26 protein-coding genes and 1 pseudogene are annotated in these 26,261 nt (G+C 59.9%); 16 read left to right on the forward strand and 11 right to left on the reverse strand.

Features of this window, described 5'->3' with window-relative positions:
* Nucleotides 1–525: pseudogene (locus tag PHQ58_RS23660) on the forward strand (hypothetical protein); the annotation flags it as partial.
* A 6-nt stretch (nucleotides 526–531) separates the two neighbouring features.
* Here PHQ58_RS23660 and PHQ58_RS16080 read toward each other — a convergent pair.
* Entirely contained in the window at nucleotides 532–1,131 is a 600-nt protein-coding gene (locus PHQ58_RS16080) for a 5-formyltetrahydrofolate cyclo-ligase (protein ID WP_300112634.1), read from the reverse strand.
* A gap of 9 nt (nucleotides 1,132–1,140) precedes the next feature.
* On the opposite strand from PHQ58_RS16080, the gene PHQ58_RS16085 reads away from it, so the two are divergent.
* The 7 genes from PHQ58_RS16085 (at nucleotide 1,141) to PHQ58_RS16115 (ending at nucleotide 11,135) form a co-directional block, all read left to right on the forward strand.
* The gene (locus tag PHQ58_RS16085) at nucleotides 1,141–3,135 is read left to right on the forward strand and encodes a lytic transglycosylase domain-containing protein (protein ID WP_300112637.1); all 1,995 of its coding nucleotides are present in this window, start codon (nucleotides 1,141–1,143) and stop codon (nucleotides 3,133–3,135) included.
* Between the two features lie 2 nt (nucleotides 3,136–3,137).
* Nucleotides 3,138–3,818: a glutathione S-transferase family protein gene (locus PHQ58_RS16090; protein ID WP_300112640.1), complete on the forward strand. Its 681-nt coding sequence runs from the start codon at nucleotides 3,138–3,140 to the stop codon at nucleotides 3,816–3,818.
* 70 nt (nucleotides 3,819–3,888) lie between these two features.
* Complete coding sequence (locus PHQ58_RS16095) at nucleotides 3,889–5,130, forward strand: RNA-binding domain-containing protein (protein ID WP_300112642.1); 1,242 nt, start codon at nucleotides 3,889–3,891, stop codon at nucleotides 5,128–5,130.
* A 44-nt stretch (nucleotides 5,131–5,174) separates the two neighbouring features.
* Nucleotides 5,175–6,464, forward strand: coding sequence for a multifunctional CCA addition/repair protein (locus PHQ58_RS16100; RefSeq protein ID WP_300112645.1), 1,290 nt, complete (start codon nucleotides 5,175–5,177; stop codon nucleotides 6,462–6,464).
* Between the two features lie 40 nt (nucleotides 6,465–6,504).
* Complete coding sequence (locus PHQ58_RS16105; RefSeq protein WP_300112647.1) at nucleotides 6,505–7,209, forward strand: response regulator; 705 nt, start codon at nucleotides 6,505–6,507, stop codon at nucleotides 7,207–7,209.
* Entirely contained in the window at nucleotides 7,206–8,600 is a 1,395-nt protein-coding gene (locus PHQ58_RS16110) for a sensor histidine kinase (protein WP_300112649.1), read from the forward strand. The genes PHQ58_RS16105 and PHQ58_RS16110 overlap by 4 nt, the downstream gene beginning before the upstream one ends.
* Before the next feature lie 51 nt (nucleotides 8,601–8,651).
* On the forward strand, nucleotides 8,652–11,135 hold the full coding sequence (locus PHQ58_RS16115) for an EAL domain-containing protein (RefSeq protein ID WP_300112652.1): 2,484 nt from the start codon (nucleotides 8,652–8,654) through the stop codon (nucleotides 11,133–11,135).
* Here PHQ58_RS16115 and PHQ58_RS16120 read toward each other — a convergent pair.
* From PHQ58_RS16120 to PHQ58_RS16160, 9 genes are all read right to left on the reverse strand, one after another.
* Nucleotides 11,132–12,202: an ABC transporter ATP-binding protein gene (locus PHQ58_RS16120; protein ID WP_300112655.1), complete on the reverse strand. Its 1,071-nt coding sequence runs from the start codon at nucleotides 12,200–12,202 to the stop codon at nucleotides 11,132–11,134. The genes PHQ58_RS16115 and PHQ58_RS16120 overlap by 4 nt on opposite strands.
* Before the next feature lie 5 nt (nucleotides 12,203–12,207).
* Nucleotides 12,208–13,062: a carbohydrate ABC transporter permease gene (locus PHQ58_RS16125; protein ID WP_300112658.1), complete on the reverse strand. Its 855-nt coding sequence runs from the start codon at nucleotides 13,060–13,062 to the stop codon at nucleotides 12,208–12,210.
* Between the two features lie 14 nt (nucleotides 13,063–13,076).
* Nucleotides 13,077–13,955, reverse strand: a complete 879-nt coding sequence (locus PHQ58_RS16130; protein WP_300112660.1) for a carbohydrate ABC transporter permease — start codon at nucleotides 13,953–13,955, stop codon at nucleotides 13,077–13,079.
* Between the two features lie 413 nt (nucleotides 13,956–14,368).
* Nucleotides 14,369–15,619 (reverse strand): ABC transporter substrate-binding protein, encoded by a 1,251-nt coding sequence (locus tag PHQ58_RS16135; protein ID WP_300112663.1) that lies wholly within the window; start codon nucleotides 15,617–15,619, stop codon nucleotides 14,369–14,371.
* A 171-nt stretch (nucleotides 15,620–15,790) separates the two neighbouring features.
* Complete coding sequence (locus tag PHQ58_RS16140) at nucleotides 15,791–16,783, reverse strand: ROK family protein (RefSeq protein ID WP_300112667.1); 993 nt, start codon at nucleotides 16,781–16,783, stop codon at nucleotides 15,791–15,793.
* Between the two features lie 29 nt (nucleotides 16,784–16,812).
* Complete coding sequence (locus PHQ58_RS16145) at nucleotides 16,813–17,184, reverse strand: phosphomannose isomerase type II C-terminal cupin domain (RefSeq protein ID WP_300112670.1); 372 nt, start codon at nucleotides 17,182–17,184, stop codon at nucleotides 16,813–16,815.
* A 128-nt stretch (nucleotides 17,185–17,312) separates the two neighbouring features.
* Nucleotides 17,313–17,753 (reverse strand): thioredoxin TrxC, encoded by a 441-nt coding sequence (gene trxC, locus PHQ58_RS16150; protein WP_300112673.1) that lies wholly within the window; start codon nucleotides 17,751–17,753, stop codon nucleotides 17,313–17,315.
* Nucleotides 17,754–17,810: 57 nt separating this feature from the next.
* Nucleotides 17,811–18,005, reverse strand: a complete 195-nt coding sequence (locus tag PHQ58_RS16155) for a DUF2905 domain-containing protein (RefSeq protein ID WP_300112676.1) — start codon at nucleotides 18,003–18,005, stop codon at nucleotides 17,811–17,813.
* A gap of 15 nt (nucleotides 18,006–18,020) precedes the next feature.
* Nucleotides 18,021–19,166 (reverse strand): SAM-dependent methyltransferase, encoded by a 1,146-nt coding sequence (locus PHQ58_RS16160; protein WP_300112679.1) that lies wholly within the window; start codon nucleotides 19,164–19,166, stop codon nucleotides 18,021–18,023.
* Between the two features lie 19 nt (nucleotides 19,167–19,185).
* Here PHQ58_RS16160 and PHQ58_RS16165 point away from each other — a divergent pair, with 19 nt between their 5' ends.
* The 6 genes from PHQ58_RS16165 (at nucleotide 19,186) to PHQ58_RS16190 (ending at nucleotide 23,089) form a co-directional block, all read left to right on the forward strand.
* Nucleotides 19,186–19,980 carry an SDR family oxidoreductase gene (locus PHQ58_RS16165; RefSeq protein WP_300112682.1) on the forward strand — a complete coding sequence of 265 codons (795 nt, stop codon included), beginning with the start codon at nucleotides 19,186–19,188 and terminating at the stop codon, nucleotides 19,978–19,980.
* Nucleotides 19,981–20,056: 76 nt separating this feature from the next.
* Nucleotides 20,057–20,452, forward strand: coding sequence for a dihydroneopterin aldolase (locus tag PHQ58_RS16170; protein ID WP_300112685.1), 396 nt, complete (start codon nucleotides 20,057–20,059; stop codon nucleotides 20,450–20,452).
* A gap of 4 nt (nucleotides 20,453–20,456) precedes the next feature.
* Nucleotides 20,457–21,437 carry a tRNA 2-thiocytidine(32) synthetase TtcA gene (gene ttcA, locus PHQ58_RS16175; RefSeq protein ID WP_300112688.1) on the forward strand — a complete coding sequence of 327 codons (981 nt, stop codon included), beginning with the start codon at nucleotides 20,457–20,459 and terminating at the stop codon, nucleotides 21,435–21,437.
* A gap of 78 nt (nucleotides 21,438–21,515) precedes the next feature.
* Nucleotides 21,516–22,067: a DUF4136 domain-containing protein gene (locus PHQ58_RS16180; protein ID WP_300112691.1), complete on the forward strand. Its 552-nt coding sequence runs from the start codon at nucleotides 21,516–21,518 to the stop codon at nucleotides 22,065–22,067.
* 16 nt (nucleotides 22,068–22,083) lie between these two features.
* Nucleotides 22,084–22,722, forward strand: a complete 639-nt coding sequence (locus PHQ58_RS16185) for a histidine phosphatase family protein (protein ID WP_300112694.1) — start codon at nucleotides 22,084–22,086, stop codon at nucleotides 22,720–22,722.
* A 118-nt stretch (nucleotides 22,723–22,840) separates the two neighbouring features.
* Nucleotides 22,841–23,089 (forward strand): DUF3297 family protein, encoded by a 249-nt coding sequence (locus PHQ58_RS16190; protein ID WP_300112696.1) that lies wholly within the window; start codon nucleotides 22,841–22,843, stop codon nucleotides 23,087–23,089.
* On the opposite strand, the gene PHQ58_RS16195 is transcribed toward PHQ58_RS16190, so the two are convergent.
* Entirely contained in the window at nucleotides 23,080–23,493 is a 414-nt protein-coding gene (locus tag PHQ58_RS16195; RefSeq protein WP_300112699.1) for a hypothetical protein, read from the reverse strand. The genes PHQ58_RS16190 and PHQ58_RS16195 overlap by 10 nt on opposite strands.
* A 214-nt stretch (nucleotides 23,494–23,707) precedes the next feature.
* Here PHQ58_RS16195 and PHQ58_RS16200 point away from each other — a divergent pair, with 214 nt between their 5' ends.
* Entirely contained in the window at nucleotides 23,708–24,136 is a 429-nt protein-coding gene (locus PHQ58_RS16200; RefSeq protein ID WP_300112702.1) for a cytochrome c, read from the forward strand.
* 174 nt (nucleotides 24,137–24,310) lie between these two features.
* A complete protein-coding gene (locus PHQ58_RS16205; protein ID WP_300112849.1) occupies nucleotides 24,311–26,254 on the forward strand; it encodes a transglycosylase domain-containing protein in 1,944 nt (647 codons plus the stop codon).
* The last annotated feature ends 7 nt before the right edge of the window (nucleotides 26,255–26,261 follow it).

The raw sequence follows: 26,261 nt of genomic DNA on the forward strand, positions 1-26,261 counted from the left end.
GTGCACGCCGATGAAACGGGCATCCGAGTCATTGGCAAATTGCACTGGCTGCACTGCGCCGTCACGGACACATTGACCTGGCTGGCCCCTCACGCCAAGCGCGGCACAGTGGCGTTTGAGGCGCTGATTGACCGCAGCGAGATGTTTTACGGACAGCTTGACACTGCCCAGCGAGCCTTGGTGCGCAGCAACGTGAAAGCCTCCGGATTCAACGCCGGCCTGATGCAAACCGAGATGCTGCGCCGCCACCAAGATGTCTGGCAAACCGCGCAAACACTGACGCGAGGCGGTTTGAGCGCGCAACGCGCCGAAGATGAAACCAGACAATTGCTGGCGCGCCTGGTGCGCTCACCTGATGCGGCTTCCCGCCAGAACAACGACCGGCTCAATCAGGATAACTGTGAGAATCTTTCCGCCCTGCACAACCGCACCACGCTGGCCCAACGGCAAAAAATGGCAAGCACCTTGAAGGGCTACGAACTGGACGCCCAGGCGCTCATGCCCGCCCTGAGCGGTAACCGCTGAACGCGGTTACACCGGCCAGACCACGCCGTGGTCGTTCAGAATGGCATCCATCGGCAAATCATGGGGCTCGGGCTCGAAGTCAGGCAGAAAATCGGTGCCAAAACCCAGGCCCACGGTGAACGGGCGCGGCGACAGGTCGGCCAGCATGCGGTCATAAAAGCCACCGCCATAACCCAGCCGGTAGCCACCCGGTGCGTAGCCCACACACGCAACAAACAGCAGCGTGGGCACGATCACCTCGGTGTCTTTGGGCTTGGGAATGCCATAGGCGTCGTCTTCCATCGGGCAACCGGGGTACCAGGTGTGAAAGGTCATAGTTTTATGAACTTTATCGACCACCGGCAGTCCAATTTTGCGAAGCTGCGGTTGCTCGATGAGTTCGCCATCTTCCTTCCAGCGGTGCAGCGCAGGTAGCAGGTCGAATTCGCCCTTGATGGGCCAGTAGGCGCCAATCACGGCATCGGGACGCCCGACCAACCAGATACGCACCACTTGCTGAAGGTTGGCAATGCGCTGTTCGCGGTCTGGCAAGTGCAAGCGCTGCTGAATCAATTGTTGGCGCAAGGCTTTTTTCTCAAGCGCCTTTTTTTCTTCAGAGTTATTCATAATGTCCCTATGCAGTTACTAACTATTTTGACATCGATTGCCCTCATCGGCACCTTGTGCGGGGCATCGGGCACAGCGCAGGCCGCAGCCAGCACACCCGGCACGGCCGACACCGTGTTTTTGGAGATGAATCAGGCCTATAAAAATGGCCAATCCAAGCGTTTGAGTGAGCTGTTGCCACAGACCCGCGGCCATTTGCTGGAGCCATGGGCTGCGTACTGGGAACTGCGTGCTCGCCTTGAGACCGCCAGCCCGCAGGAGATCACTGCTTTTCTCAAGCGTTACCAAGGCACCTATCAAGAAGACCGCCTGCGCAACGACTGGCTGCTGCTGCTCGGTCAAAACCGCGACTGGAACACCTTCATGGTCGAACACCCCAGCTACCGCATGGGCGATGACCGGTCGGTGAGGTGTTATGCCCTGCTCGCGGATTTCAACGGGCGCCAGCAAGAGGTAGCCGCCCAGATCGAAACCTTGTGGCTGGCACAACCCAACGCAGATGATGCCTGCGCCGCTGCCGCCGATCAACAGCTCAAGGCCGGCAAACTCAAAGCTCACAGCGCTTGGGTGCGCGCGCGCCTTGGCATGGAAAACGACCGCCAGCGTGTGGCAACCCAAGCGCTGGGCTTGCTGAACGCCGACTGGGCTGACACTGCCAGCGCCATTTACGCCAAGCCCGAGCAGTTTCTGGCGGGACGTGTACTGGCGCTGCGCCCGCGCACCAAGGAGCTGGTCACGCTGGCCCTGATCCGTCTGGCCGTCGTTAACCCTGAAGCGGCAGCCATTGAGGTCGACAAGCTGCGCTGGAAAACCCAGCTCACCCAGGAAGAGCGCAGCTGGGTTTGGGGCGTGATCGGCAAACGCTCGGCGCTGCGACTCTCAAGTGGTGCACTGGCCTATTTCATGAATGGGCAAGACCAGTTCATGCACGACGACCATCTCGCCTGGAAAGCCCGGGCCGCTCTGCGGGCCGGTAATTGGGAACAAGTGGCCAGCGCCACCGCCGCCATGAGCGAGAGCCAAGGCAAAGACAGCACCTGGGTCTATTGGCGTGCGCGCGCACTGATGGCCGCCGGCAAGACCGAGGCCGACCGTGCGGAGGCCACCCGACTGCTGCAGGATATTGCCGGCGTGCGTGGGTTTTACGAACTGCTGGCGCAAGAAGAATTGGGACTACCCATCATTCTGCCCACCAACCCTGAGCCACTCACCGCATCCGAAAAAAATGCAGCACGCACCAACCCTGGCCTGCAGCGGGCGCTGGCCGCCATTGAGTTGGGCCTGCGCTCCGAGGGTGTGCGTGAATGGAACTACACCACCAACTTGCATCAAAACGGCGGCATGGCCGACCGCGAGCTGCTGGCCGCCGCCGACCTGGCCTGCCAGCACGAGGTGTGGGACCGCTGCATCAACACCAGCGAACGCACCAGGAGCCTGGTCGACCTGACCCAGCGCTTTCCCATGCCGCACAAACAAGCGGTGCTGGCACGCACCCGTGACATCGGGCTGGACCCGGCTTATGTGTATGGCCTGATTCGCCAGGAAAGCCGTTTTGTGACCGATGCCCGCTCTGGCGTGGGTGCCTCCGGCCTGATGCAGGTGATGCCCGCCACCGCCAGCTGGACGGCCAAAAAAATCGGCATGACTGACTTCAAGGCGTACCAGATCACCGAGAGCAAAACCAACATCGCCATTGGCACCGGCTACCTGAAACTGGTGCTGGACGACTTTGCCGGCTCCATGCCCATGGCCGCTGCCGCCTACAACGCCGGGCCGGGCCGACCACGCGCCTGGCGCGGCCAGAGCGGTGCACCGGTGATGGAAGCCGCCGCCTGGGCAGAAAATATCCCGTTCAACGAAACCCGCGATTACGTCAAGAAAGTGCTGGCCAACACCACCATTTACGCCGCAATGATCAGCGGCAAAACGCAGTCACTCAAGGCCAGGCTTGGCATGATTGGCCCGCGCAACGACGCAGCTCCCCTCAATCGCGACATTCCCTGACCATGAAACTCTACATTGGCAACAAAAATTACTCATCCTGGTCAATGCGCCCCTGGGTGCTGTTGACACAGGCTGGCATCCCCTTTGAAGAAGTGATGGTGCGCTTTGACGCGTTCACCCCCGAGTCACAGTTCAAGGCCACGATGCACCCGCTGACGCCTACCGGCAAGGTGCCAGTGCTGGTCGATGGTGAACTGGTGGTGTGGGACACACTGGCCATTGCCGAATACCTGGCCGAGCAGTTTCCCGAAAAACTCCTGTGGCCCAAGGACAAAGCGGCCCGTGCCCGCGCCCGCAGCCTGTGCGCCGAGATGCACAGCGGCTTTACCGCCCTGCGCGGCGCCTGCCCGATGAACATCGAGGCCAGTTTGTCCGACACTGGCGCGCTGATCTGGCGTGACCAGGCTGGCGTGCGGGCCGACGTGGCTCGCCTGGTGCACATGTGGCAACAGTGCCTGCAGACCAGTGGCGGCCCCATGTTGTTTGGCAACTTCAGCGTGGCTGATGCCTACTTTGCCCCGATCTGCACCCGCCTGCTCACCTACGCCTTGCCACTGCCGCATGACATGCTGGCTTATGTGCAGCGGGTCTGCGCGTTGCCCGGGGTCAAGGCATGGATCGATGAAGCACGCGCCGAGCACGACTTTCTGGACTTTGAAGAACCTTACCGACTACGCGCCTGATACCCAGGCGTCGCGAACCTGCGCTGTCAAACCACCTAACCGCAGAGCTGAATGAAGAAAGAAACGCGCCATGTTGCAAGCTGAATTGCTGGCACTGATTGCCAACGGAGAAAACTCAGGCGTTGAATTCAAACGTGATGACCTGCGACCAGAGCAGCTCGCCAAAGAAATCGTGGCGCTAGCCAATCTTCAGGGTGGGCGATTGCTGTTGGGCGTGGAAGACGACGGCACGGTCAGCGGCATTGCGCGCCCTGAACTTGAACGCTGGGTGATGGACACCGTTTTTGGACGCTATGTTCACCCGCTCATCCTGCCGTTTTACGAAGAAGTGGCCATGGACAACGGCCAACGCGTGGCGGTGATCACGCTCACGCAAGGCGTTGCCAAACCTTATGTGGTGCGCCAGAACGACCGCGAAGACATCTACATCCGCGTGGGCAGCACCTCACGTTTGGCCACCCGCGAGCAGCAGGCGCGCCTGTTCGAGAGTGGTGGCATGTTGCACGCGGAACTGCTGCCCGTCTCAGGGACCCAACTGGAAGATCTGGACCAGGCACGCCTGACCGACTACCTGGTCAACATTGCAGGTGACGAATCTGCCCCCGGTGATCAGGCTGCCTGGGAACAAAGACTGTGCGGTTTAGGCTTGATGACCACGCGCCAGCAAGGGTCAGCCGTGTGCACCATCGCCGGCTTAGTACTTTTTGGTCATAGCCCGCGTCGCAGCATGCGGCAAGCGGGTGTGCGCTGGATGTCATTTGCGGGCGACGCCATGGACTACCAGGCACAAGACGACACTGTACTTGACGCGCCACTGGTCGCGCTCTGGAAAGGCCGCCCAGGCAGCGGCCGCAGCGTGGTGGCCGAAGGCCTGATGGAGCGCCTGATGGACCGCATGCGGCCTTTTATTTCCGCTGAAGCAGCCAGTATCACGGCCCAATTGCGCCGCGAGACGCACCATCGATACCCAATGGATGCAGTGCGCGAGGCCTTGCTAAACGCCATGGTGCACCGCGACTGGACACGAGCCACCGAGGTTGAGGTAGTGAACTACGCAAACCGGCTGGAAATCACCAGCCCTGGCGTCCTCCAAAACTCCATGACGCTTGAAAAAATGCTGGCCGGGCAGCGCTCGCCGCGCAACCCCATCATGGTGGAAATCATGCGCGACTACGGCTACGTGGAGTCACGCGGCATGGGGGTACGCCGAAAAATTGTGCCCCTGACACGGCAATACTCAGGCAAAGAGGCCATTTTCGAGCTGACCGACGATTACTTGCGAGTCGTCATTCCTGCCAAGCCATCCGCTTAATCAACGGCCTGCGCTGCGCCCGGCTCAAATTTACCCCAATGTCCATGCAAATCTACCTGGTAGGCGGTGCGGTGCGTGACGCCCTGCTGGGCTTGCCCGTGAAAGACCGCGACTGGGTGGTGGTGGGCGCCAGCCCCGAGCAAATGATCGCTCAGGGCTTTGTGCCCGTGGGCAAAGACTTTCCGGTGTTTCTGCATCCCAAAACACATGAGGAATACGCGCTGGCCCGCACCGAGCGCAAAACCGCCCCCGGCTACCGCGGTTTTGCCATTCATGCTGCGCCTGATGTGACACTGGAAGACGACCTGGCGCGGCGCGACATTACTATAAATTCAATAGCTATTAGAGCAGATTACATAAGGGTTAGAGGACAATTTAACGAAAATATCTCAGAAACCCCTACACAATGGCTGAGTGCCGGTATCCTGGTTGACCCCTACAGTGGTGTGCAAGATCTGAAGGCCAAAGTGTTCCGTCACGTCAGCTCGGCGTTTCGTGAAGACCCTGTGCGCATCTTGCGCGTGGCACGCCTGGCCGCGCGTTTTCACGACTTCACCGTAGCGCCCGAAACCCTGCAACTCATGCGTGAGATGGTGGACTGCGGCGAGGTCGACCACCTGGTAAGTGAGCGCGTCTGGCAAGAGCTTTCCCGTGGCCTGATGGAGGCCAAACCTTCGCGCATGTTTGACGTGCTGCGCGACTGCGGTGCACTGGCTAGGTTGCTGCCCGAGGTAAACCGCCTGTGGGGCGTGGCACAACGCGCCGACTACCATCCCGAGATCGATACCGGCGTGCACGTGATGATGGTGCTGGACATGAGCGCGCAGCTGCAGGCGCCCTTGACGGTGCGCTTTGCCTGCCTGGGCCATGACTTGGGCAAGGGCAACACCCCGGCCGACATCCTGCCACGCCACTTGGGACACGAGGGGCGCAGCGCCCAACTCCTCAAAGGCTTGTGCGAGCGCCTGCGCGTGCCCACCGACTGCCGCGAACTGGCCGATGGGGTGGCGCGCGAGCACAGCAACATTCACCGCTCACTCAGTCTGGACGCCGCCGCCCTGATGCGCCTGCTGGAACGCTGCGATGCCATCCGCAAACCCGCACGTTTTGCCGACATGCTGCTGGCCTGCGAATGCGATGCACGCGGGCGCCTTGGCTACTCTGACGCGCCTTACCCGCAACGACCGCATTTGCTGAAGATGCTTGCCGCCGCACATAGCGTTGCTACTAATGAAATAGCTACTAGTGCAATTAATACCGGGGCTACAGGATTAAAAATAGGCGAATTGATTCACAAGGCACGGGTCGCTGCGGTGGAGGTGGCCTTGGGCTGAGTTGGCATAGACCCATATTCACCTCGGGTATGCTCACCGCATGTCTAGCCTACTCATCATTGAAGACGACGAATTGCTGCGAGACGGTCTGTGCGCGCAGCTGGCCCAAGCCGGTCACACCATCACCTCGGCCGCTGACGGCGAAGCCGCCCAAGCCCTACTGGAAACCCAACGCTTTGACGGCGTGGTGCTTGACCTGGGCCTGCCAAAAATCAGTGGTATGGACGTGCTGCGCTGGGTGCGCAAACGTCTGCCGGCCCTGCCGGTGCTGATCCTGACCGCGCGTGACGGCGTCGATGACCGGGTGCAGGGCCTCAACGCCGGGGCGGACGATTACCTCACCAAACCCTTTGAGATGCTTGAGCTGCAGGCCCGCTTGGGCTCATTGCTGCGTCGTGCCCGTTTGCCCGCGTTTGGCGGCTCGCTGGAGGTAGCTGGCAGTCGCACAGCGCGCAACCTGCGGGTTGATGCGCACCTGCCGCAAGCCTGGCTGGGCGACGAAGAGCTGGAACTCACGCAGCGTGAATGGGCGCTGCTGTCGCTGCTGGTAACCCACGCCGGGCGCGTGGTCAGCCGTGAAGATGTGCTGGAAACCTGGCAAAGCGACCCGATCGAGGCCGGCGGCGTGGCCTCCAACGCGCTGGAGGTCTACATCCACCGCCTGCGCCGCAAGCTCACCGATTCCGGCCTGAACATTCGCAACGTGCGCGGCCTGGGCTACATGCTGGAAACCACCAGCCCATGAACCCGAAGGCCCACGGCCTGTCCCTGAAACGCCAGTTGCTGCTGTGGCTGCTGCTGCCACAACTGGTGCTGTTTTTGGTGGGTGGTGCACTGGCCTACCGCGTGGCGCTCAAGTACGCCGAAAAAGCCATTGACCAGTCACTCACCCAATCCGTGCGTTCGCTGGCGCGCCAGGTTAAGCCGATTGGCTCAGGGCTGCTGGTGGATTTTCCCAGGGCGGCGCAAGACATCATTGAACAGGACCCGCAAGACCGGGTGAGCTACATGGTGTCGAGCCCGCCCGGCAGCTTTTTGTTGGGCAACGGCAAGCTGCCCAGCCCGTCCACCGACCAGTTGATCGGCACCGGCGAGACCTTGCTTTACAACGCACAAGTTGATGGCAAAGCCATGCGCGTGGCCTTGCTGGAGGTCGATTACGGCGACAGCAGCGCGCCGCAACGCCTGCGCGTGCAAGTGGCCAAAAGTCTGGCGGTGCAGCAGCGCCTGACCACCGAGCTGATTGCCGACATGCTGGCCCCGCTGCTGCTGCTGGGCGCCGTGTTGAGTCTGCTGGTGTACGGCGGCATCTCGCGCGGTCTGCAGCCCTTGACGCGCCTGCAAGCACAGTTGGGCGACCGGCGCAAGCAGGTGTTGTCAGACTTGTCGCCGATTGAGCTCACGCAGGCACCGCAAGAAGTGCACGCCCTGGCCACCGCGCTGAACCAGTTGCTGAGCACGGTGCGACGCAGCCTGGGGCAAGAAAAGCGCTTTCTGAACGATGCCGCGCACCAGCTGCGCACGCCGCTGGCAGGCCTGATCAGCCAAACCGAGATGGCGCTGGCCGAGGCCGACCCGGCGGCCATGCGCGCGCGACTCACCAAGGTGCTCAGTGGCGCCCAGCGCAGCGCCCACCTGGTGCACCAATTGCTGTCACTGGCGCGCAATGAGGTCGAGGTCAAGCTGCAGCCGCTTGATGTGGCAGCGCTGGCGCGTGATGTGGCCCGAGAGTGGACGCCACGCGCGCTCAAGGCCGGTGTTGACCTGGGCTTTGAAGGCGCTGACCACCTGAACGTGGCGGGCGAAGCACTGCTGCTACGCGAAGCCTTGAGCAACCTGATTGACAACGCCCTGAGCTACGCCGGCGCGGGCAGCGAAGTGACCTTGAGTGTGCAACGCGATGAACAGCAAGTGGTGCTGGAGGTGGCCGACAACGGCCCGGGCTTGTCACCAGATGAGCTACCGCATGTGTTTGAGCGCTTTTGGCGTGCCAGCACATTGCCTGGTGGCTGCGGCCTGGGGCTGGCGATTGTGGCGGAGATCGCCCTGCGCCACGGCGGCGTCGCGTTGGTGCTTGCGGCCCAGCCGCATGGCCTGCGTGTGCAGCTGCGCTTGCCCTCGCCCCGGTGCGGTTGAACACGGCATTGATCAAGCCGCACCGGCCCTTTTGATGGTAAAAAGCTGCCTGTGAGAACACTGCCCGCCCCCTTTGACGTCGCGCCTGCCGTCTACGACCCGCTGGACATGGTGCTGGAGAGCATCAGCCAAGGCGTCTACTTGCTGGACGCATCAAACCATGTGACGCTCTACAACAACCGCCTATGCGAGTTACTTGACCTGCCCCGTGCGTTTTTGGACACCATGCCCACGCTGGAAGAAATAAATGCTTACCAAATGCAGCGGGGCGACTTCGGGCCAGGCGCCAATCTGGTTGACCACCATGCCCGCGACTACGTGCTCAGCGGCGGCAAGTTGTCCACGCCCGAGCGGTTTTTGCGCGTGACCCGCGCCGGGCGAACCCTGGAGGTGATCTCAAGACCGGTGCCCGATGGCGGCATGGTTCGTACCTTTGCCGATGTCACCAACTATGTACAGACCGAAGCTGCCCGTGAAAAAGCCAACAAGCTTTTGTACGTCACGCAAGAAATTGCCATGGTGGGCGGCTGGGAAATCGACCTGCGCGACGACTTGGTGACCTGGTCTGATCAGGTGTACCAGATTTTTGACACCACACCGGAGTCGTTCACCCCCACGACGAGCAACACGCGCCAGCTCTTCACGCCAAAATCCTGGGCCATCGTGAGCGCGTCCTACGCCGAGGCCAACCACCAGCCCAAAGACCATGACTTTGAGATCGAGATGACCACCCTCAAAGGCCGGCACATCTGGGTGCATTCACGTGGCTACACCGAATGGGCCAATGGGCGCCCCGCCAAGCGCACCGCCATCGTGCAAGACATCACGGAGCGCAAAAAAACCGAATTGGCGCTGTTTGAGAGCGAGGCCCGCTGGAAACTGGCGCTGCAAAGCGTGGGTGATGGCTTGTGGGATTTGCAGGTGCAAAGCGGCGAAGAATACTTGTCGCCACAACTGCTGCGCATGTACGGCTACAGCGAAACCAATGTCAAGTTTCGCGTGAATGAGCTCGACGGCCGCACCCACCCCGACGATGTGGCACGCATGCATCATGACCGTCAAGCGCATCTGGATGGACTGACCCCAACCTACAGCAACGAACACCGCATACGCTGCAAAGATGGCAGCTGGAAATGGGTGCACAGCCGCGGCATGGTCATCAGCCGCGATATCCGTGGCCTGCCGTTGCGCATGATTGGCACACACACCGACATCACCGAGCGCAAGCAGGCTGAGGCCCAGGTCTGGCAACAGGCCCATTTCGACGCCCTCACCGGCCTGCCAAACCGCCGCATGATGCAGGAGCGGCTGACACAAGAGATCAAAAAATGCCGCCGCGATGGCCTGCAACTGGCGCTGCTGTTCATCGACCTGGACCACTTTAAGGAAGTTAACGACACGCTCGGCCACGACCGCGGCGACCTGTTGTTGCTTGAGGCCGGTCGGCGCATCCAGATCTGCCTGCGCGAAGTCGACACCGTGGCCCGCATGGGGGGTGACGAATTCACCGTGATCATCTCCGAGCTGGCAGACGCGACACACCTGCAAGGCATCTTGCCCAAGTTGCTGCAAACCCTGAGCGCGTCATTCCAGCTGGGCCTGGACCAAGTGTTTGTGTCCGCCAGCATTGGCGTCACCGTCTACCCCTACGATGGTCTGGAGATTGAAACCCTGCTGAAAAACGCCGACCAGGCCCTTTATGTGGCCAAGGGTGCCGGGCGCAACCGCTACAGCTTCTTCACACCAGCTCTGCAAGAGGCAGCGCGCATGCGTGCCCAGCTCACTCACGACCTGCGCGCCGCCTTGGCCAGGCAGGAATTTCGGGTGTTTTACCAGCCCATCGTTGAATTGGCCACCGGCGCCATTCACAAGGCTGAGGCACTGGTGCGCTGGCAGCACCCCACGCGTGGCCTGATCAGCCCGGCCGAGTTCATTCCTGTGGCTGAGAGCAGCGGGCTGATTGTGGACATGGGCGAATGGGTGTTTGTCCAGGCCGCCGCCCAAGTGCAGGCTTGGCGGGCCAACTTGCACCCGCAATTTCAGATCAGCGTCAACAAATCGCCCGTGCAGTTTGAAAGCCCCAACCCGGCGCATACGCCCTGGATCGAGCAACTGCAGGCACGCGGCCTGCCAGGCGACTGCATCGTGGTGGAAATCACCGAAGGGCTGTTGCTGTCCACCAGTGGTGGCGTGGTTGAGCAACTGCTGAAGTTGCGGGATGTGGGCATTAACGTGTCTCTGGACGACTTTGGCACGGGTTACTCATCGCTGTCTTACCTGCAACGCTTTGACATTGATTTTGTCAAGATCGACCAGTCGTTTGTGCGCAACCTGGTGGCGGGTTCGACCGACCTGGTGCTGTGCCAAGCCATCATCGCCATGGCGCACGCGCTGGGCATGAAGGTGGTGGCAGAAGGGGTTGAAACCGCTGATCAACGGGATTTGCTGACCGCCGCCGGGTGCGACTTTGCACAGGGGTATTTGTATTCGCGACCCGTGCCGGCAGGGGAGTTTGAGAAGCTATTCGGGAATTAACCCAACCGCAACCCACTCTGCGCGTCAAACCAGTTGTTGTGGTTACCGCTGACCGTCATCCCAACGGTGTCACCCACGGTCACAACTGTGCTCGGCGGTGTGCGCACGGTAATCAGGCCAACAGCAGTTTTCACCACCACATAGGTGTCGGCACCGGTGGGCTCCACCAGCGTGACCTGGCCGCGCCATGAGGCATCGTCGCTGAGGTGAATGTGTTCCGGGCGCTGGCCTAGCGTCACCTTGCCAGTGGCCGGGCATGGCAACGCCAAGCTGCCACCTTCAAAATTAAATTGGCTTGTAGCCCCCGTCCTACCTGCGCTACCAGCTATAAAATTCATAGTTGGCGAACCAATGAAACCGGCCACATAAGTGTTCGCGGGGCGACGGTAAATGTCGTCCGGTGTGCCAATTTGTTGCAGGATGCCGTCCTTCATCACCGCAATGCGGCTACCCAGCGTCATGGCCTCGATCTGGTCATGCGTCACATACACCGTGGTGATACCCGACAGCAGATGTAGACGCTTGATTTCGGCGCGCATTTCCACCCGCAATTTGGCGTCCAGGTTGCTTAAGGGCTCGTCAAACAAAAACAGTTTCGGGTCACGCGCCAGCGCACGGCCCATGGCCACGCGTTGACGCTGGCCACCCGAGAGCTGCGCCGGGCGGCGGTCCAGCAGGTGCTCAATCTGCAGCATGGCGGCCACTTCGTGGATGCGCTTGGTGCGCACGTCAAGCGGTACCTTGCGCATTTCCAGCGCAAAGCCAATGTTGTCCGCCACGGTCATGGTGGGGTACAGCGCATAGCTCTGGAACACCATGGCAATGTCACGCTGGGCCGGGGCCACACCAATGACGTTTTTGCCGGCTATTTTGAGTTCGCCTTCAGTGGGCTCTTCCAAGCCGGCAATGATGTTGAGCAGTGTGGACTTGCCGCAGCCAGAAGGCCCGACCAAAATCAGAAACTCGCCGGGAGCAACCTCGATGTCGATTTTCTTGAGAACCTCGACGGCTTTGTCGCCCTTGCCAAAAACCTTGCGAATACCTGCGATGTGAAGTGAAGCTGCCATGAGTTTTATCCTTTCACAGCGCCAGCTGTGAGACCTTTGACGAAATATTGACCGGCCAGCACATAAACCAGCATGGTCGGCAAGCCGGCAATGATGGCTGCGGCCATGTCAACGTTGTAGTTTTTGACGCTGCTGGTGGTGTTGGCCATGTTGTTCAAGCCGACCGTGATGGGCTTGCTGTCGGCACCGCTGAAGGCCACACCAAACAGGAAATCGTTCCAGATGTTGGTGAACTGCCAGATCAGCGTGACCATCAAAATCGGTGTCGACATGGGAATCACGATGCGGTAAAAAATACGCCAGAAGCCCGCGCCGTCAATCCGCGCCGCGTTCACCAATTCACGCGGAATGGCGGTGTAGTAGTTTCTGAAAAACAGCGTGGTACTGGCCATACCGGCCAGGCAGTGCACCATGATCAAGCCACCAATCGAGCTCGACAAACCCAGAAACCCCAGCACCTGGCTCATCGGCAGCAGCACCACCTGATATGGCATGAACACACCAAACAAGATAAAGCCAAACAGCAAGTCACTGCCCTTGAACTTCCACATGGAAAGCACATAGCCGTTGATGGCGCCCCAAGCGGTGGAGATCAGCACCGCTGGCACGGCCATCATCACGGAGTTCCAGAAGTAGGGCTTGAGCCCCCGGCAGTCGACCCCGGTGCAGGCTGTGGACCAAGCCAACTTCCAGGACTCTAGGTTGAGCGAGGTGGGCAGGCTCAGCAGGTTGCCAGCGCGTATCTGCGCGCCATCCTTGAGCGAAGTCACCAGCATCACATACAGCGGTGCCAAAAAGAAGAAAGCGGCCACGCCCAATACGGCGTACACGGCAAAACGGGATATGTTTTTAGCGTTCATCAGTAGTTCCCGGCTCAACGCTCGTGCGGTTTGGACCGCAACTCGCTGTAAAGGTAAGGCACCACAAGGGCTGCCACCATGGCCAGCATCATGGTGGCGCTGGCGGCGCCCAGGCCAATCTGGCCACGGGTGAAGCTCATGGTGAACATGAAGGTGGCTGGCACATCAGACGCGTAGCCTGGCCCACCGTTGGTGAGTGCCATCACCAAATCAAACGCCTTGATGGACAGGTGCGAGAGCACCAGAATGGTCGAGAACACCACCGGACGCAAGATAGGCAGGATGATGCGCCAGTAAATTCTTGGCAGCGAAGCACCGTCGATTTGCGCCGCCTTGATGATGCTGTCGTCAATGCCACGCAAGCCGGCCAAAAACAGCGCCATGGCAAAGCCGGCCGACTGCCAGATGCCGGCAATCACCACGCAGTAAATGGCGGTGTCACTTTGCACCAGCCAGTCAAAGCTGAAGCTGGCCCAACCCATGTCGTGCATAAGTTTCTCAAGGCCCAGACTTGGGTTCAAAATCCATTTCCATGCGGTGCCGGTGACGATGAACGATAGCGCCATGGGGTACAAATAAATGGTTCGAATGACGCCTTCAAAGCGGATTTTCTGGTCCAGAAAAATCGCCAGCACCATGCCCAGCAGCATCGAGCCGCCCACATACAACACGCTGAAAATGCCGAGGTTTTTCAGGGCCACGTACCAGCGGTCCATTTCCCACAGCTTGCCGTATTGCTCAAGCCCGACAAACTCGTCGTAGTTGGGCAGCATGCGCGAGTTGGTCACGGACAACACGCCGTTCCAGATCATGAAGCCGTAGATGAAGGCAAAGCCGAGCACAAAGGCCGGAGCGATCACCAGTTTGGGCAACACGTTTTCAAAAGATTTCATAAACACTTTGCCTTTGGTTTATTTCATGGCCCTTGCGGGAATGCCTGCGCCACTTGTGCGCAAGCGTTACGTTCAGTTTCTGCACAAGGACCTGACGGGCCGGGCATTTCACTACGTTCGTGTCCCCCGCCAGAAAGCTTTCGGACTCCTCCTTGACCTCACTGCGCGGAACAACCAACCCATCAGGTCCCGCCAAGGTTTTCGGACTCCAAGTAAGCCACCCTCAGATATCCAGCAGTGGGGCTGGGGTGCGTGTCAGATCGAAATCAAGGAGGAGCCGCAGGCGGGGGACATTCGCTCTGGCACGCACCCCAGCCCTGCTGCGGGTTCAAACAACAAACGCCACTCTTGAGAAGCCGCATCCTGCATCCCGAATCAAATCCGGAATGACAGGCTACGGCAATCAACCCAACTTACTTCGTCGCAGCCGCCTTGGCGATGCTCTTCACACCGTCAGCCACACTCATCTTGTCGTCGTTCCAGAACTGGCTGACCGCGTCCTTGATGGCGCCTTCAGCCGCAGGCTTCACAGCCATACCGTGCGCAATGGAAGGCATCAGCCCGCCAGATTTGGCAGTGGCCACGAAGTCTTTGGTCGACAGCTTGGCGCAGTCGTCAAACTTGGCCATATCCATATTCAGCCGCACCGGAATCGAGCCCTTGTTCAGGTTGAACACTTCCTGGAATTCGGTGCCCATGATGGCGGCAGCCAAGTCAGCCTGCGCCTTTTGAGCAGCAGCATCTTTCAGCTTGAACATGGCAAACGAATCGACATTGAAGGTGTAGGCGTTGGCCGTACCAGGCGCAGCGGCACAGGTGTAATCTTTGCCCGGCACTTTGCCAGCCGCAGTGAACTCACCCTTGGCCCAGTCACCCATGAACTGGAAAGCTGCCTTCTCTTGAATCACCATGGCCGTGGCCAGGTTCCAGTCGCGACCAGGGGAAGCTGGGTCGGTGTAGCTCTTGATCTTGCGGAAGGTTTCAAGCGACTTGGTCATGGTCGGGCTAGTCAGAGCCTTCTGGTCGAGTTTGACCAGTGCATCCTGATAGAACTTGGTGCCACCTACACCCAGCACCACATCTTCAAAAGTTGTGAAATCTTGCCAGTTTTGGCCACCGTGGGCCACAGGAATCAAGCCGGCCTTTTTGACTTTTTCAGCAGCGGCAAAAAATTCGTCCCAAGTTTTTGGTGCACCGGTGACCCCGGCTTTTTTCAGCACGGCATTGTTGGCCCACATCCAGTTGACGCGGTGCACATTCACCGGTGCTGCCACAAAGTTGCCTTTGTACTTCATGACATCAGCCACCACGGCGGGCAACAGACTGTCCCACTTTTCGGCCTTGGCGGTGGCGTCCAGATTGGCCAGCACGCCCTCAGATGCCCATTCCTGAATGGCAGGACCCTTGATCTGCGCCGCGGCAGGCGGGTTGCCGGCAACCACGCGGCTTTTCAGCACGGTCATGGCGTTGTCACCGCCGCCACCGGCCACGGCAAAATCTTTCCAGGTGTGGCCCTTGCTCTGCATGATTTTTTTCAGCTCGCCGACCGATTTGGCTTCGCCACCCGAGGTCCACCAATGCAGCACTTCAACTTCACCAGCCAACACGGTTGAGCCAGCCACTACCAATGCCACGGCCGTGGCCAATTTGGAAAGTTTGATCATGTGATCCTCCTGTTTGTCCGCCGGGTAAGCCACATTAGGCACCGGGGGCGCGGGTTGCTTCGTGCAGACACCACGTCACACGAATTAATTAATTGTTAATTAATTAACTGGGTCTGACAATGAGGACAAACCCTGATCTTTGACCAAACGCAAGCTAAGTGCGTTTAAATTTCAAGCCACCAACGCCAGCGCACCAAAATCCCCCACCCGCTCACCCAAGCCAGCGCTGACCAACTCGCAGCCGTCTGTGAGCGCCGGCAACTTGCCTTGCACGTAGGCGCGCAGGCGCGGCAGCAAGTGGTCACGGTGGTGCCAATAGACGCTGCCACCGATGCTGATGCGTTGTACATCCAGTGTGGCGATCAGGTCATAGAGCATGCGGCCCATGACCTCACATAATTCATCAATTAAGGCTGTAGCCCTTTTATCACCAGCGTAAGAAGCTACAAAAAGCGCAGCAGCATCCGCATACCCAAGTGCAGCAAAACGCCGGGCAATGGCGTTGCCGGCGACCAAGCCCTCCACATCACCGATGTTGCCGCAGCCGCACAGCGCGTCCGCGTTGCTGCTGACAAACAGGTGCCCGGCGTGTCCTGCGTTGCCATTTTTGCCGCGCAGCACATGACCGTCCACACACAGCCCGGTGCCGATGCCGGTGCTCCAAGTGACGTAAGCGCAATTGGCCATAGGTACCCCGTTGGTTTGCAAGGCACCCCAGCGGCGTTCGGCCTCCAGCGCGCCAATGCCGTCGTTTTCTACCCGCACGTGTTTGAAAGCGGCACGCAGCGGCGCTTCAAGCAGCGCGGTTTGCCAGTCGTTGGGCAGGCCACGGGCCTTGCCGGCCAAACCACCACAAATGTTGGGGGCGGCCAGCTCAACCAACCCTTGCTTGAGCACAAACGGCCCGCACGATGACACACCGACGCGCGCAATATCTTCGGTTTGCACACCCGCCATCGTGCAGCTTTGCGCAATCAGTCGGATGATCTGCTGTGCCAGCGCATCGTTATTCCCAATGGTGGCAGTAGGCTCGGTTACCTTGCCCCGGCTGCCTTGCGCGTCAACGATATTGACAGCCACCTTGGTGCCGCCAATGTCCACGCAGGCCACCGGTGCGGAGCCCGCAGGCAGCCGAAAACCGTCAATCAGAATGTTGGAAGTCATGGGGAAAGTCTCGTTGGTTGGTCTTGTTGTCATGCTCGGCCATAGTCGTCACCCAAACGCGTGATGTCGTCTTCGCCCAGGTAAGTGCCAAACTGTACTTCAACAATTTCAACCGGTTGCGTGGTGACATTGGTGAGCCGGTGCACTTGCCCCAAGGCAATGTCGCAGTGTTGCCCCACCGTCAAGTCGATACTTTGCTCACCCAGCGTGACACTGGCGGTGCCGCGCACCACCACCCAATGTTCTGCGCGTTGGGCGTGTTTTTGCAGGCTGATGCGTTGCCCCGGCAGCACACCAATGCGTTTGATTTTGTGGCCAGGGGCTTCTGAGACGGTTTCATACCAGCCCCAGGGACGCTCGGTGCGTTCGATGCGCACAATGGTTTGCGGGGCGGTTTGCATAAGGCTTGTGACTGAGTGGTGATGCCAGCATACTATCCCTTTGTGCAGGCACAGATTACCAATGGATTACCCGCTGCAAACCTGAGGCCCTGCCCATGCGGACGTGGCCACCACGTCAAGCGACGACGTCAGCGCGGTAAATGCTGCTGCGTCCAGCGCACGATGTCGGCCAAACCCATGGCCCCCGCCTGGCGCGCTACCTCACGGCCACCAACAAACAATGCCAGGGTGGGAATGCTGCGAATGTTATAGCGCGCACCCAGGTTTTGCTCGGCTTCGGTGTCGACCTTGGCCAGGCGCACCAGCGGCTCAAGCTGGGCGGCTGCCTGCTCAAACGCCGGCGCCATCTGGCGGCAAGGGCCACACCACGGCGCCCAGAAGTCAACCAGCACGGCAATCTGGTTGCGACTGACGTGGCGGTCAAAATTGGCTTCATTGAGCATCACCGGGTGGGCATCAAACAGCGGTTTGTGGCAACTGCCGCAATTGGGCGCGTTGCTTAAATTGGTGCGGCTGACGCGGTTGGTGGTGTGGCAATGCGGGCAAACAATGTGCAGGGAATCGGTCATAAGTGATCCTTTCTTTGCCGTAGATGGCAGCAGACACGATCAATTCAAGCACGGACCTTAAAGGAATTTGGCAATGGCTGCCGCCACCATGCTCAGGATGAGGGTGGTGGTGATCGGAATAAAAAACTCGCGGCCAAAAAGCTTGAAGCGAAAGTCACCCGGCAGGCGGCCAAAACCAATTTTTTGCAGCCACGGCGTGAACCCGTTGATCAGCACCAGCGCCAGGAAAACAACAATCAGCCAGCGGAACATGGGCGTGCCTTTAAATTAGAGTGTGTGGGTTTTGTCACCAAGATCAAAGCCCACCGCCTGCCAGGGCTCACCCTTGTAAAAACCGATCACCTTGAAGAGTTCACCCATTTCGTGCTCCATGATCAGTTTTTGCGCCATGACACGTGTGGGTAAATCAGCCGCTTCCATGTGCGTCAGCAGGCCGCAATTCATCAAAAACCGCGCCTGATTGCAGTAGCCCAGCACGCCCAATCCAGCCTCGATGCCAGCCAGCGCCACACTGGTGAAGTTGACGTGCGCGGTGATGTCTTTTTGGCCGACCCGTGCCAGCGGATCGTCGTCCACCTGGTGCGCCTGGTGGCACATCACCGTGCCCATGTGGCGCTGCGGGTGGTAGTACTCGGCTTCTGGAAAGCCATAGTCAATCAAAAACACCGCACCGGCTGTGAGCTTGGCCGCCAGCGTGCGCACAAAAGATTCGCCCTGCGGGTGGATTTCAGTCAGGTAATCGTGGTCACCTTGCACCTCAATCGGGGGCCGCAGATTGGTGACGCGGTCTTGCCAGGCAAAACGGGGGGCCTCCCCAGCGGCGGGCTCAGAATCCAGCACCACACCACGCTCATACCAGACACCCCCCACGCGCGCCAGCAATTTCACCGGCATGGCGTCCAGCACCTCGTTGCCCAGCACCACGCCACGCATGTCATCAGGCAGCGCATCGACCCAACGCACCTGTTCAGAAAAAGCGGCCAACGTGGCCTGCTGACGGGCGCGCAAACTGCTTGAAATATCCACAATGGTGTAGCGCGGCAAAGGCACACCCTGCGCTTGCAAGGCTTGCAAAATTTGCAGCGCCAGCGCGCCAGAACCTGCACCAAATTCCCACACTTCCCCAGTGCCCGTCACTTCCAGCGCCTGCACCACTTGGCGCGCCAGCGTCCAGCCAAACAGCGGCGTGATCTCTGGCGAGGTCACAAAATCGCTGCCCGCCACGCGCACGCCGCCGTCCACGGTGTAAGGCAACACGCCAAATTTGGCGCTGCCGTGGGCGTAATAACCCAGGCCGGGGGTGTACAGGGCCTGGTCCATGAAGGTGTCAAAGCCAATCCAGCCACCGGCATCACGAATGGTCTGTGCAATGTGGTGGAAAAGCTCGCTCGTTAAACTGGGTGGTGTTGTCATAGCCTGGAATTGTCCCCGAATGTCCTCCCACCCTACGCTACCCGCTGCATCACCCCCGTACCAACGCACCGTGCTGGTCACCGGCGCGGCCAAACGACTCGGTCGCGAGATCGCCCTGACCTTGGCCACAGCCGGTTGGCGGGTGGCGGTGCATTACCGCGACTCGGTCGAAGATGCTCGCAAAACTGTAGCTGACTGCGCAAGGCTATCGGGGTCTAGCGCCTCATTTCGTGCAAACTTGTCAAATGAGACAGCGGTGCGCAACCTGTTGCCCAGTGTGATCGAAGAGTTTGGCCCGGTGGATGCCATCGTCAACAGCGCGTCCACCTTTGAGCATGACACGCCCGAAACCTTCAGCTTTGCCGCCATGGAAAAACACATGCGCGCCAACGCCGGGGCGGCAATTTTGCTCAGCCAGGCCTTGCATGCGCACTTGGAAACGCGCGGTTATGCGTTGGGCGCGGTGGTCAACCTGCTGGATCAAAAACTGTGGAACCCCAACCCCGACTTTGTCAGCTACACCCTGTCCAAAGCGGCGCTGGAAGCGGCCAACACCATGCTGGCGTTGGCGCTGGCCCCGCGCGTGCGGGTAGTGGGTGTGGCGCCTGGCCTGACACTCACCAGCCACATGCTGTCCCCAGAAAAGTTTGAGGCGCTGCACAAGTTGTCGCCCTTGGGCCATTCATCCACCGCGGCCGATGTGGCTGCCACCGTGGCGTTTGCCTTGTCAAACCAGTCCATCACCGGCACCACGCTGCTGGTGGACGGTGGCCAGCACCTGATGAAGTTCGAGCGCGACTTCTCGCTGCTTTAAGCCCTAGCTACAGACGCCCTTCCTTCCATGACGGTTGACAGCTGTTGCCAGCGCCCGACCACACCCCGGAAAACTCATGATCACATACTCCAGCAGCCACACCATCGGCCAGCAAACCTTGACCCTCACCGGCTTGCGTTTTGACGCCAACCTGGGCATTCTCGACACCGAAAAAACCGCCCCGCAACCGATCCAGGTCGATGCCGAACTGAGCTTGGGCCACCAGCCCCTGCTGCCCGCCGATGACGACATCATGCATGTGCTGGACTACCGCAAGGTGCGCACCATCATCATTGACGAATGCACGTCTGAACACGTCAACCTGCTTGAAACCCTGATCGGCAAGCTGGCCAATCGGCTGATGCAGTTGCCTGGTGTGAAGGGTGTGCGCGTGAAGATTGCCAAGCTTGAGATTTTTGTCGACTGCGAAGTGGCGATACGAATTGAAACCGGCCAATGGAACAAGGATTAAACCCATGAATGCAACCTGGACAGACACCGATCGCGGTACCGACGTGTTGGACGCGCCCTCCGCCACAGAGGCTGGCACCGCCACCAAAAACCCCAAAGCCGAGCGCGACGCGGCGCAACGTGTCGCGTACGAGATCAACAAGCTCGAAAAACGCCTGTGCCGCCAAGTGGGCCAGGCCATCATCGACTTCAACATGATCGAGGAAGGTGACCGCGTGATGGTGTGCGTGAGCGGTGGCAAGGACAGCTACGGGTTGCTCGACATTCTGCTGAAGCTACAAAAGCGCGCGCCGATCAACTTTGAGGTCATCGCCGTCAACCTGGACCAGAAACAACCCGGTTTTCCGGCGCACATCTTGCCCGAGTACCTGAGCAAACTGGGCATCGAATACCACATCGAAACCCAGGACACCTACAGCATTGTCAAAAAAGTGGTGGCTGAGGGCAAGACCATGTGCAGCCTGTGCAGCCGGCTGCGCCGGGGTATTTTGTACCGCGTCGCCGATGAACTCAAAATCACCAAAATCGCGCTGGGTCACCACCGTGACGACATGTTGGCCACCTTCTTTCTGAACATGTTTTTTGGCGGCAAGCTCAAGGGCATGCCACCCAAACTGGTGAGCGACGACGGCGGCCACATGGTGATTCGCCCGCTGGCCAACGTGGCTGAAAAAGACCTGATCCGCTGGGCCGCACACCGTGAATTCCCTATCATTCCGTGCAGCCTGTGCGGCAGCCAGGAAAACCTGCAGCGCCAGCTGATCGGCCAGATGCTGCGTGACTGGGAAAAACAATACCCCGGCCGCACCGAGACCATGTTCACCGCACTGCAAAACGTGGTGCCTTCACATTTGATGGATGTCAATCGCTACGACTTCAAAGGCCTGAAAATCACCGGCGTGGAAGATGCGGACGGCGACAAAGTGTTTGACCCCGAAGAATTCCCGCTGCCCCGCGTGGCGGGCCTGCCTTTGGTGCAAATTTAGTTTTATATACAAAATAGGCTTCTAGCCCTTATGAATAGAGCGATATCAGCTATTTATTTTATAGCATTAAATATCTTGATGGCCTTGCTGTCAGGCTGCGCCAGCACACGACTTGTCGACACGCAGGTCAACAGCTTTGCGCCACAAGTGGTAGCCGCGGGTGCCAGCTACCAGTTTGAGCGCTTGCCGTCGCAATTGGTCGACCCCGTGGGCCAGGCCAAACTTGAAAAACTGGCCGAGCAAGCCCTGGCCAAGGTCGGCCTGAAGCGCCAAAACGGCGCCACTTTAAGCGTGCAGGTGAACGCCGTGCAGCGCCAGGAATACAGCTACAACCCAAGCGGGGTGAACATTGGCTGGGGCCTGGGCTGGGCCGTTGGCCATGGCTCGATTGGCATCAGCAACCGTGGCCCGCTGTTTCCGGGGCTGGGCGAACGACCCATCTACTGGCGCCAGGTCAGCCTGATCATTCGCAATGCCGCAGGTAGCGTGGTGTTTGAGAGCCACGCCAGCCACGAGGGCGTCTGGGCTGACAGCGACGCCATTCTGGCCGCCATGCTGGATGCTGCGCTCAAAAGCTTCCCCACCCCGCCCAGCGGTGTGCGCCGCGTCAACATTGAAATCCCTCGCTAATCAGTTGCGGACATTCATGCAAGCCACACGAATCATTGCCATCCGCCACGGCGAAACCGCCTGGAACGTCGACACCCGGCTACAAGGCCACCTGGACATTGCGCTCAACCACAACGGCATCTGGCAAGCTGGGCAAGTCGCCCGCGCGTTGGCTGACGAGCCAATTGACGCCGTCTATGCCAGTGACCTGCTGCGTGCCTGGCAAACGGCCAATGCCATCGCCCATGCCACCGACGCGCCGCTGCTGCCCAGCCAGGGCTTGCGCGAGCGTGGTTTTGGAAAGTTCGAAGGCAAGACCTACGCCGAAATTGAGGCGCAATGGCCAGAGGAATCTGTGATGTGGCGCAAACGGGTGCCTGACTGGGCCCCGCCGGGCGGTGAATCTCTGCTCACCTTGCGAGAACGCATCGCCCGCACCGTGAACAACTTGGCACAACAACACATCGGTGGCCAAATTGTGCTGGTGGCGCACGGCGGCGTGATGGACATCCTTTACCGGCTGGCCACCGGCCAGGAGCTGCACGCGCCGCGCAGCTGGCAACTGGGCAACGCCGCTATCAACCGCCTGCTCTGGACACCCGAGGGCATGACCCTGGTCGGCTGGGCCGATACGCGCCACCTGGAAGGCGCCGTGCTGGATGAAGGCAGCGCTTAATTGAAGGTGCCACCGAAGGCCTGGTGCCCTGATTGCCTCGGTGAAAGTGCCTGGGCAGTCAGCCCGCCAAATCGCGGAAAATCAGCACAGATTCACATTCATTCAACACTAGATACCCATGACTGACACCATCCAACGCCCCGCCCTGCCCGACCACCTGTCTGCCGACGCGCGCAGTCCCCACCACGTGGCCGCCGTGTTTGAACACGACATCGGCATCCGCTTCAATGACAAGGAGCGCGGCGATGTCGAGGAATATTGCATCAGCGAAGGCTGGGTCAAGGTGCCTGCCGGCAAAGCGCGTGACCGCAAGGGCCAGCCGCTGCTGATCAAGCTCAAGGGCAAGGTCGAAGCCTTTTACAAGTAGACCAGCAGCAACAACAGCAGCAGCGCCGCATAGGGCCAGGCCACCGTAGGCCGAAGCGCGCTGCGCGCATAGTCAGCCAGCAGGCCCATCAGACCGGGCCGCGTTGCCAGCCACTGCGAATGCAGCTGAAACGGCTCGTCGCCGCCTTGTGCCCCCCGCCTGAACATCGCCTCGATGTCGACCAGGCGCGTAACCAGCCGGTTTTGCCAGGTCTTCAACACCGCTTCCTGAGCCCACAGAATCAGCACCAGCGCGCCAAGCGCCAGTGGGTCCAGCCCATACACCCAGGCAGCCGCCGTCAGCAGCGTGGCCACCAGCTTGAGAGCCAAGGCGCTGCGCTCATAAGCCTCGTGGTTGTTCTGCAGGGTGGTCCACTCCTGCGCGAGTTGTGCCTTGATATCCATGGGTAAAAGCTCCGACTAAGCATCACGCAGACCGACATGGCTGCCCGCGCATTGTCCCTTGGCGCCCCGCCGCCGGCCTTTTGTGGCCTCACATGCGAAAAATCAACGGCTGCAGCCCTGAACTGCCTACATTCATTTTTGCTGCTCGTCGGTGGAATTTTTTCAAGCCCATTGGCGTTGATGCAGTGTTTTTTGACTCAGCAGGAGACCCAACATGAAGCATTCAGAAACCCAAAAGTTTGCGCTGGCCGCGATCGCGCTGGCGTTGGTCAGCGGCGTGGCCTACGCCCAAACCACAAAACTTGACCTCGGCAAACAAGAGTACCTGGAAAATTGTGCGGTGTGCCACGCTCCAAGCGGCAAAGGCGGCGGGCCCTATGTGGACTTTCTTCGTAAAAGCCCGCCCGACCTGACCCAGTTGACCAAGACCAATGGCGGGGTGTTTCCGGTGAACCGGGTGTACGAGACCATCGAGGGTGCCAACGTGCCTAGCCATGGCTCGCGCGACATGCCCATCTGGGGGCAGGATTACCGCATCAAGGCAGCTGAATACTATGTGGATGTGCCCTACGACCCAGAGCCGTATGTGCGCGCGCGCATCCTGACGCTCCTTGAGTACATCAACCGACTACAAGAGCGCTGACCCCACTTGTGGGGATGTGTAACGGGTGCGCCTGAGGTGTGCCGGCGGGCCTAAACTCCCGCCATGATCCATAGCCGTCAAAGCGCACGCACCTTCCTCATCAGCCAATTCCACCGCTTAAAGGCGCTGGCCAGGCAATATCCCTGGCGGGCAGCGTTGCTGCTTCCTGCGCTGATGCTGTTTTATGTGCTGCTGTTGATTCCATTTACACCCGGCATTGGTGATTTGCGCCGTGCCAAATCCGAAGCGCCGTCAATGCTGCTGGCCTCTGATGGCACCGTGTTGGCCGAGTACAAACGCATCAACCGCCAGTGGGTGCCACTCGAAAAAATAGCACCCAATGTGGTGAATGCGTTGATCGCCACCGAAGACCGGCGCTTTTACCAACACCACGGCATAGATTTTCATCGTCTGGCAGGTGCTGCTCTGCGCACCTTAGGCGGCGATTTGCAGGGTGGCTCCACCATCACGCAGCAGCTGGCGCGCAACCTCTTCCCCAAAGACATTGGCAGCGCCACCAGCATCACGCGTAAGATCAAGGAGGCCATCACGGCGCTGAAAATCGAGGTGGTGTATTCCAAGCGCGAGATTCTTGAGACCTACCTCAACACGGTGCCTTTTCTGTACAACGCCTTCGGCATCGAAATGGCAGCGCGCACCTATTTCGACAAATCAGCCGACCAGCTTGACGTGCTGGAAAGCGCCACGCTGATCGGCATGCTCAAGGGCACCAGCTACTACAACCCAGTGCAAAACCCGGAACGCGCCGTGCAACGCCGCAACCTGGTGCTGGCGCAAATGGCCAAAAACGGCAACCTGGACCCAACCCGCCTGGCGACACTGTCGAAGCGGCCTTTAAGACTTGATTTTGAGCGACAAGTCGAGCCGCTGGGGCTGGCACCGCACGTGGCGCAATACCTGCGCCCCTGGCTGATCGCCTGGGCCGACCGCCATGACCACGACCTTCAAGCCGACGGCCTGCGGGTGTACACCACGCTGGACGCCAAGCTGCAGAAAGCGGCCAACCAGGCGGTGACGCGCCAACTCGGCCAACTGCAACAACTGGCCAACGGCCGACGCAAGACTGACCCGGAGCGGGCCGTGCTGCAAGCCGGTTTTTTGGCGCTGGAGCCGCGCACTGGCGCCGTGCGCGCCTGGGTCGGCAGCCGCGACTTTGCCCAGGAGCAGTTTGACCATGTGAGCCAGGCGCGGCGCCAACCCGGCTCCACCTTCAAGCCTTTTGTGTATGGCGCGGCCTTCATGCAAGGGTTTGATCCGTCCTACACCTTGATAGACCAGCCGGTGTCCATCAAGATGCCGGGCGGCGAGCCTTGGACGCCCAGCGACGACACATCGCCCAGCTACGAGCCCATGACCCTGAGCAACGGGCTGGCCTATTCCAAAAACACCATCACCGCCCAACTGATGGAGAAGGTCGGCGCGCAACGCGTCGGGCAACTGGCGAAAGCCATGGGCGTGCGCCAGAGCAAGCTCGACCTAGTGCCTTCACTGGCCCTGGGCACCAGCCCCGTCACTTTGATTGAGATGGTCAGCGCCTACGGCACCATCGCCAATGGTGGCAATTACATGCAGCCTTACATGGTGTTGCGCGTGGAAGACCGCAACGGCCAAGTGCTGGAAAAGTTCGAGCCCGTGACCGAGCTTGAGCCCGCCATGCCACGCGCAGCCAGCCTGACCCTGGTGAACGCCATGCGCGGTGTGATCGACCGGGGCACGGGCGCCGCTATTCGCTACCGCTATGGCATACAGGCCGACGTGGCCGGCAAAACCGGCACCACCCAGGACAACACCGATGGCTGGTTCATCATGATGAATCCGCAGCTGGTGGCAGGCGCCAGGGTGGGCTTTAACGACAGCAGCGTGAAGATGGGATCGTGGGGCCAAGGCGCCCGCAGTGCACTGCCCATGGTGGGCGATGTGTTCCAGCAGGCGTTTCGCAACCGCTGGCTTGATCCGAAGGTCGAATTCGACATACCGCGCCCAAGGCCACCACCGCCACCCGAGCCAGAGTCCACACCCTCGGATCAAGCCGACCCGCTGTCAGATCTCGTCAATGATGTGATGGGCAAAATCCTGCGGCAGTTCCAGCAGAACTGACGCTCAG

It is taken from the genome of Rhodoferax sp., assembly GCF_028688795.1.
Lineage (GTDB): Bacteria > Pseudomonadota > Gammaproteobacteria > Burkholderiales > Burkholderiaceae_C > Rhodoferax.

What these genes read in the sequence shown, in the direction of transcription:
- PHQ58_RS16080 (WP_300112634.1), bottom strand. Translation starts at nt 1,131, where the DNA reads ATGAATAACTCTGAAGAAAAAAAGGCGCTTGAGAAAAAAGCCTTGCGC.
- PHQ58_RS16085 (WP_300112637.1), top strand. Translation starts at nt 1,141, where the DNA reads ATGCAGTTACTAACTATTTTGACATCGATTGCCCTCATCGGCACCTTG.
- PHQ58_RS16090 (WP_300112640.1), top strand. Translation starts at nt 3,138, where the DNA reads ATGAAACTCTACATTGGCAACAAAAATTACTCATCCTGGTCAATGCGC.
- PHQ58_RS16095 (WP_300112642.1), top strand. Translation starts at nt 3,889, where the DNA reads ATGTTGCAAGCTGAATTGCTGGCACTGATTGCCAACGGAGAAAACTCA.
- PHQ58_RS16100 (WP_300112645.1), top strand. Translation starts at nt 5,175, where the DNA reads ATGCAAATCTACCTGGTAGGCGGTGCGGTGCGTGACGCCCTGCTGGGC.
- PHQ58_RS16105 (WP_300112647.1), top strand. Translation starts at nt 6,505, where the DNA reads ATGTCTAGCCTACTCATCATTGAAGACGACGAATTGCTGCGAGACGGT.
- PHQ58_RS16110 (WP_300112649.1), top strand. Translation starts at nt 7,206, where the DNA reads ATGAACCCGAAGGCCCACGGCCTGTCCCTGAAACGCCAGTTGCTGCTG.
- PHQ58_RS16120 (WP_300112655.1), bottom strand. Translation starts at nt 12,202, where the DNA reads ATGGCAGCTTCACTTCACATCGCAGGTATTCGCAAGGTTTTTGGCAAG.
- PHQ58_RS16125 (WP_300112658.1), bottom strand. Translation starts at nt 13,062, where the DNA reads ATGAACGCTAAAAACATATCCCGTTTTGCCGTGTACGCCGTATTGGGC.
- PHQ58_RS16130 (WP_300112660.1), bottom strand. Translation starts at nt 13,955, where the DNA reads ATGAAATCTTTTGAAAACGTGTTGCCCAAACTGGTGATCGCTCCGGCC.
- PHQ58_RS16135 (WP_300112663.1), bottom strand. Translation starts at nt 15,619, where the DNA reads ATGATCAAACTTTCCAAATTGGCCACGGCCGTGGCATTGGTAGTGGCT.
- PHQ58_RS16140 (WP_300112667.1), bottom strand. Translation starts at nt 16,783, where the DNA reads ATGACTTCCAACATTCTGATTGACGGTTTTCGGCTGCCTGCGGGCTCC.
- PHQ58_RS16145 (WP_300112670.1), bottom strand. Translation starts at nt 17,184, where the DNA reads ATGCAAACCGCCCCGCAAACCATTGTGCGCATCGAACGCACCGAGCGT.
- trxC (WP_300112673.1), bottom strand. Translation starts at nt 17,753, where the DNA reads ATGACCGATTCCCTGCACATTGTTTGCCCGCATTGCCACACCACCAAC.
- PHQ58_RS16155 (WP_300112676.1), bottom strand. Translation starts at nt 18,005, where the DNA reads ATGTTCCGCTGGCTGATTGTTGTTTTCCTGGCGCTGGTGCTGATCAAC.
- PHQ58_RS16160 (WP_300112679.1), bottom strand. Translation starts at nt 19,166, where the DNA reads ATGACAACACCACCCAGTTTAACGAGCGAGCTTTTCCACCACATTGCA.
- PHQ58_RS16165 (WP_300112682.1), top strand. Translation starts at nt 19,186, where the DNA reads ATGTCCTCCCACCCTACGCTACCCGCTGCATCACCCCCGTACCAACGC.
- PHQ58_RS16170 (WP_300112685.1), top strand. Translation starts at nt 20,057, where the DNA reads ATGATCACATACTCCAGCAGCCACACCATCGGCCAGCAAACCTTGACC.
- ttcA (WP_300112688.1), top strand. Translation starts at nt 20,457, where the DNA reads ATGAATGCAACCTGGACAGACACCGATCGCGGTACCGACGTGTTGGAC.
- PHQ58_RS16180 (WP_300112691.1), top strand. Translation starts at nt 21,516, where the DNA reads ATGGCCTTGCTGTCAGGCTGCGCCAGCACACGACTTGTCGACACGCAG.
- PHQ58_RS16185 (WP_300112694.1), top strand. Translation starts at nt 22,084, where the DNA reads ATGCAAGCCACACGAATCATTGCCATCCGCCACGGCGAAACCGCCTGG.
- PHQ58_RS16190 (WP_300112696.1), top strand. Translation starts at nt 22,841, where the DNA reads ATGACTGACACCATCCAACGCCCCGCCCTGCCCGACCACCTGTCTGCC.
- PHQ58_RS16195 (WP_300112699.1), bottom strand. Translation starts at nt 23,493, where the DNA reads ATGGATATCAAGGCACAACTCGCGCAGGAGTGGACCACCCTGCAGAAC.
- PHQ58_RS16200 (WP_300112702.1), top strand. Translation starts at nt 23,708, where the DNA reads ATGAAGCATTCAGAAACCCAAAAGTTTGCGCTGGCCGCGATCGCGCTG.
- PHQ58_RS16205 (WP_300112849.1), top strand. Translation starts at nt 24,311, where the DNA reads ATGCTGTTTTATGTGCTGCTGTTGATTCCATTTACACCCGGCATTGGT.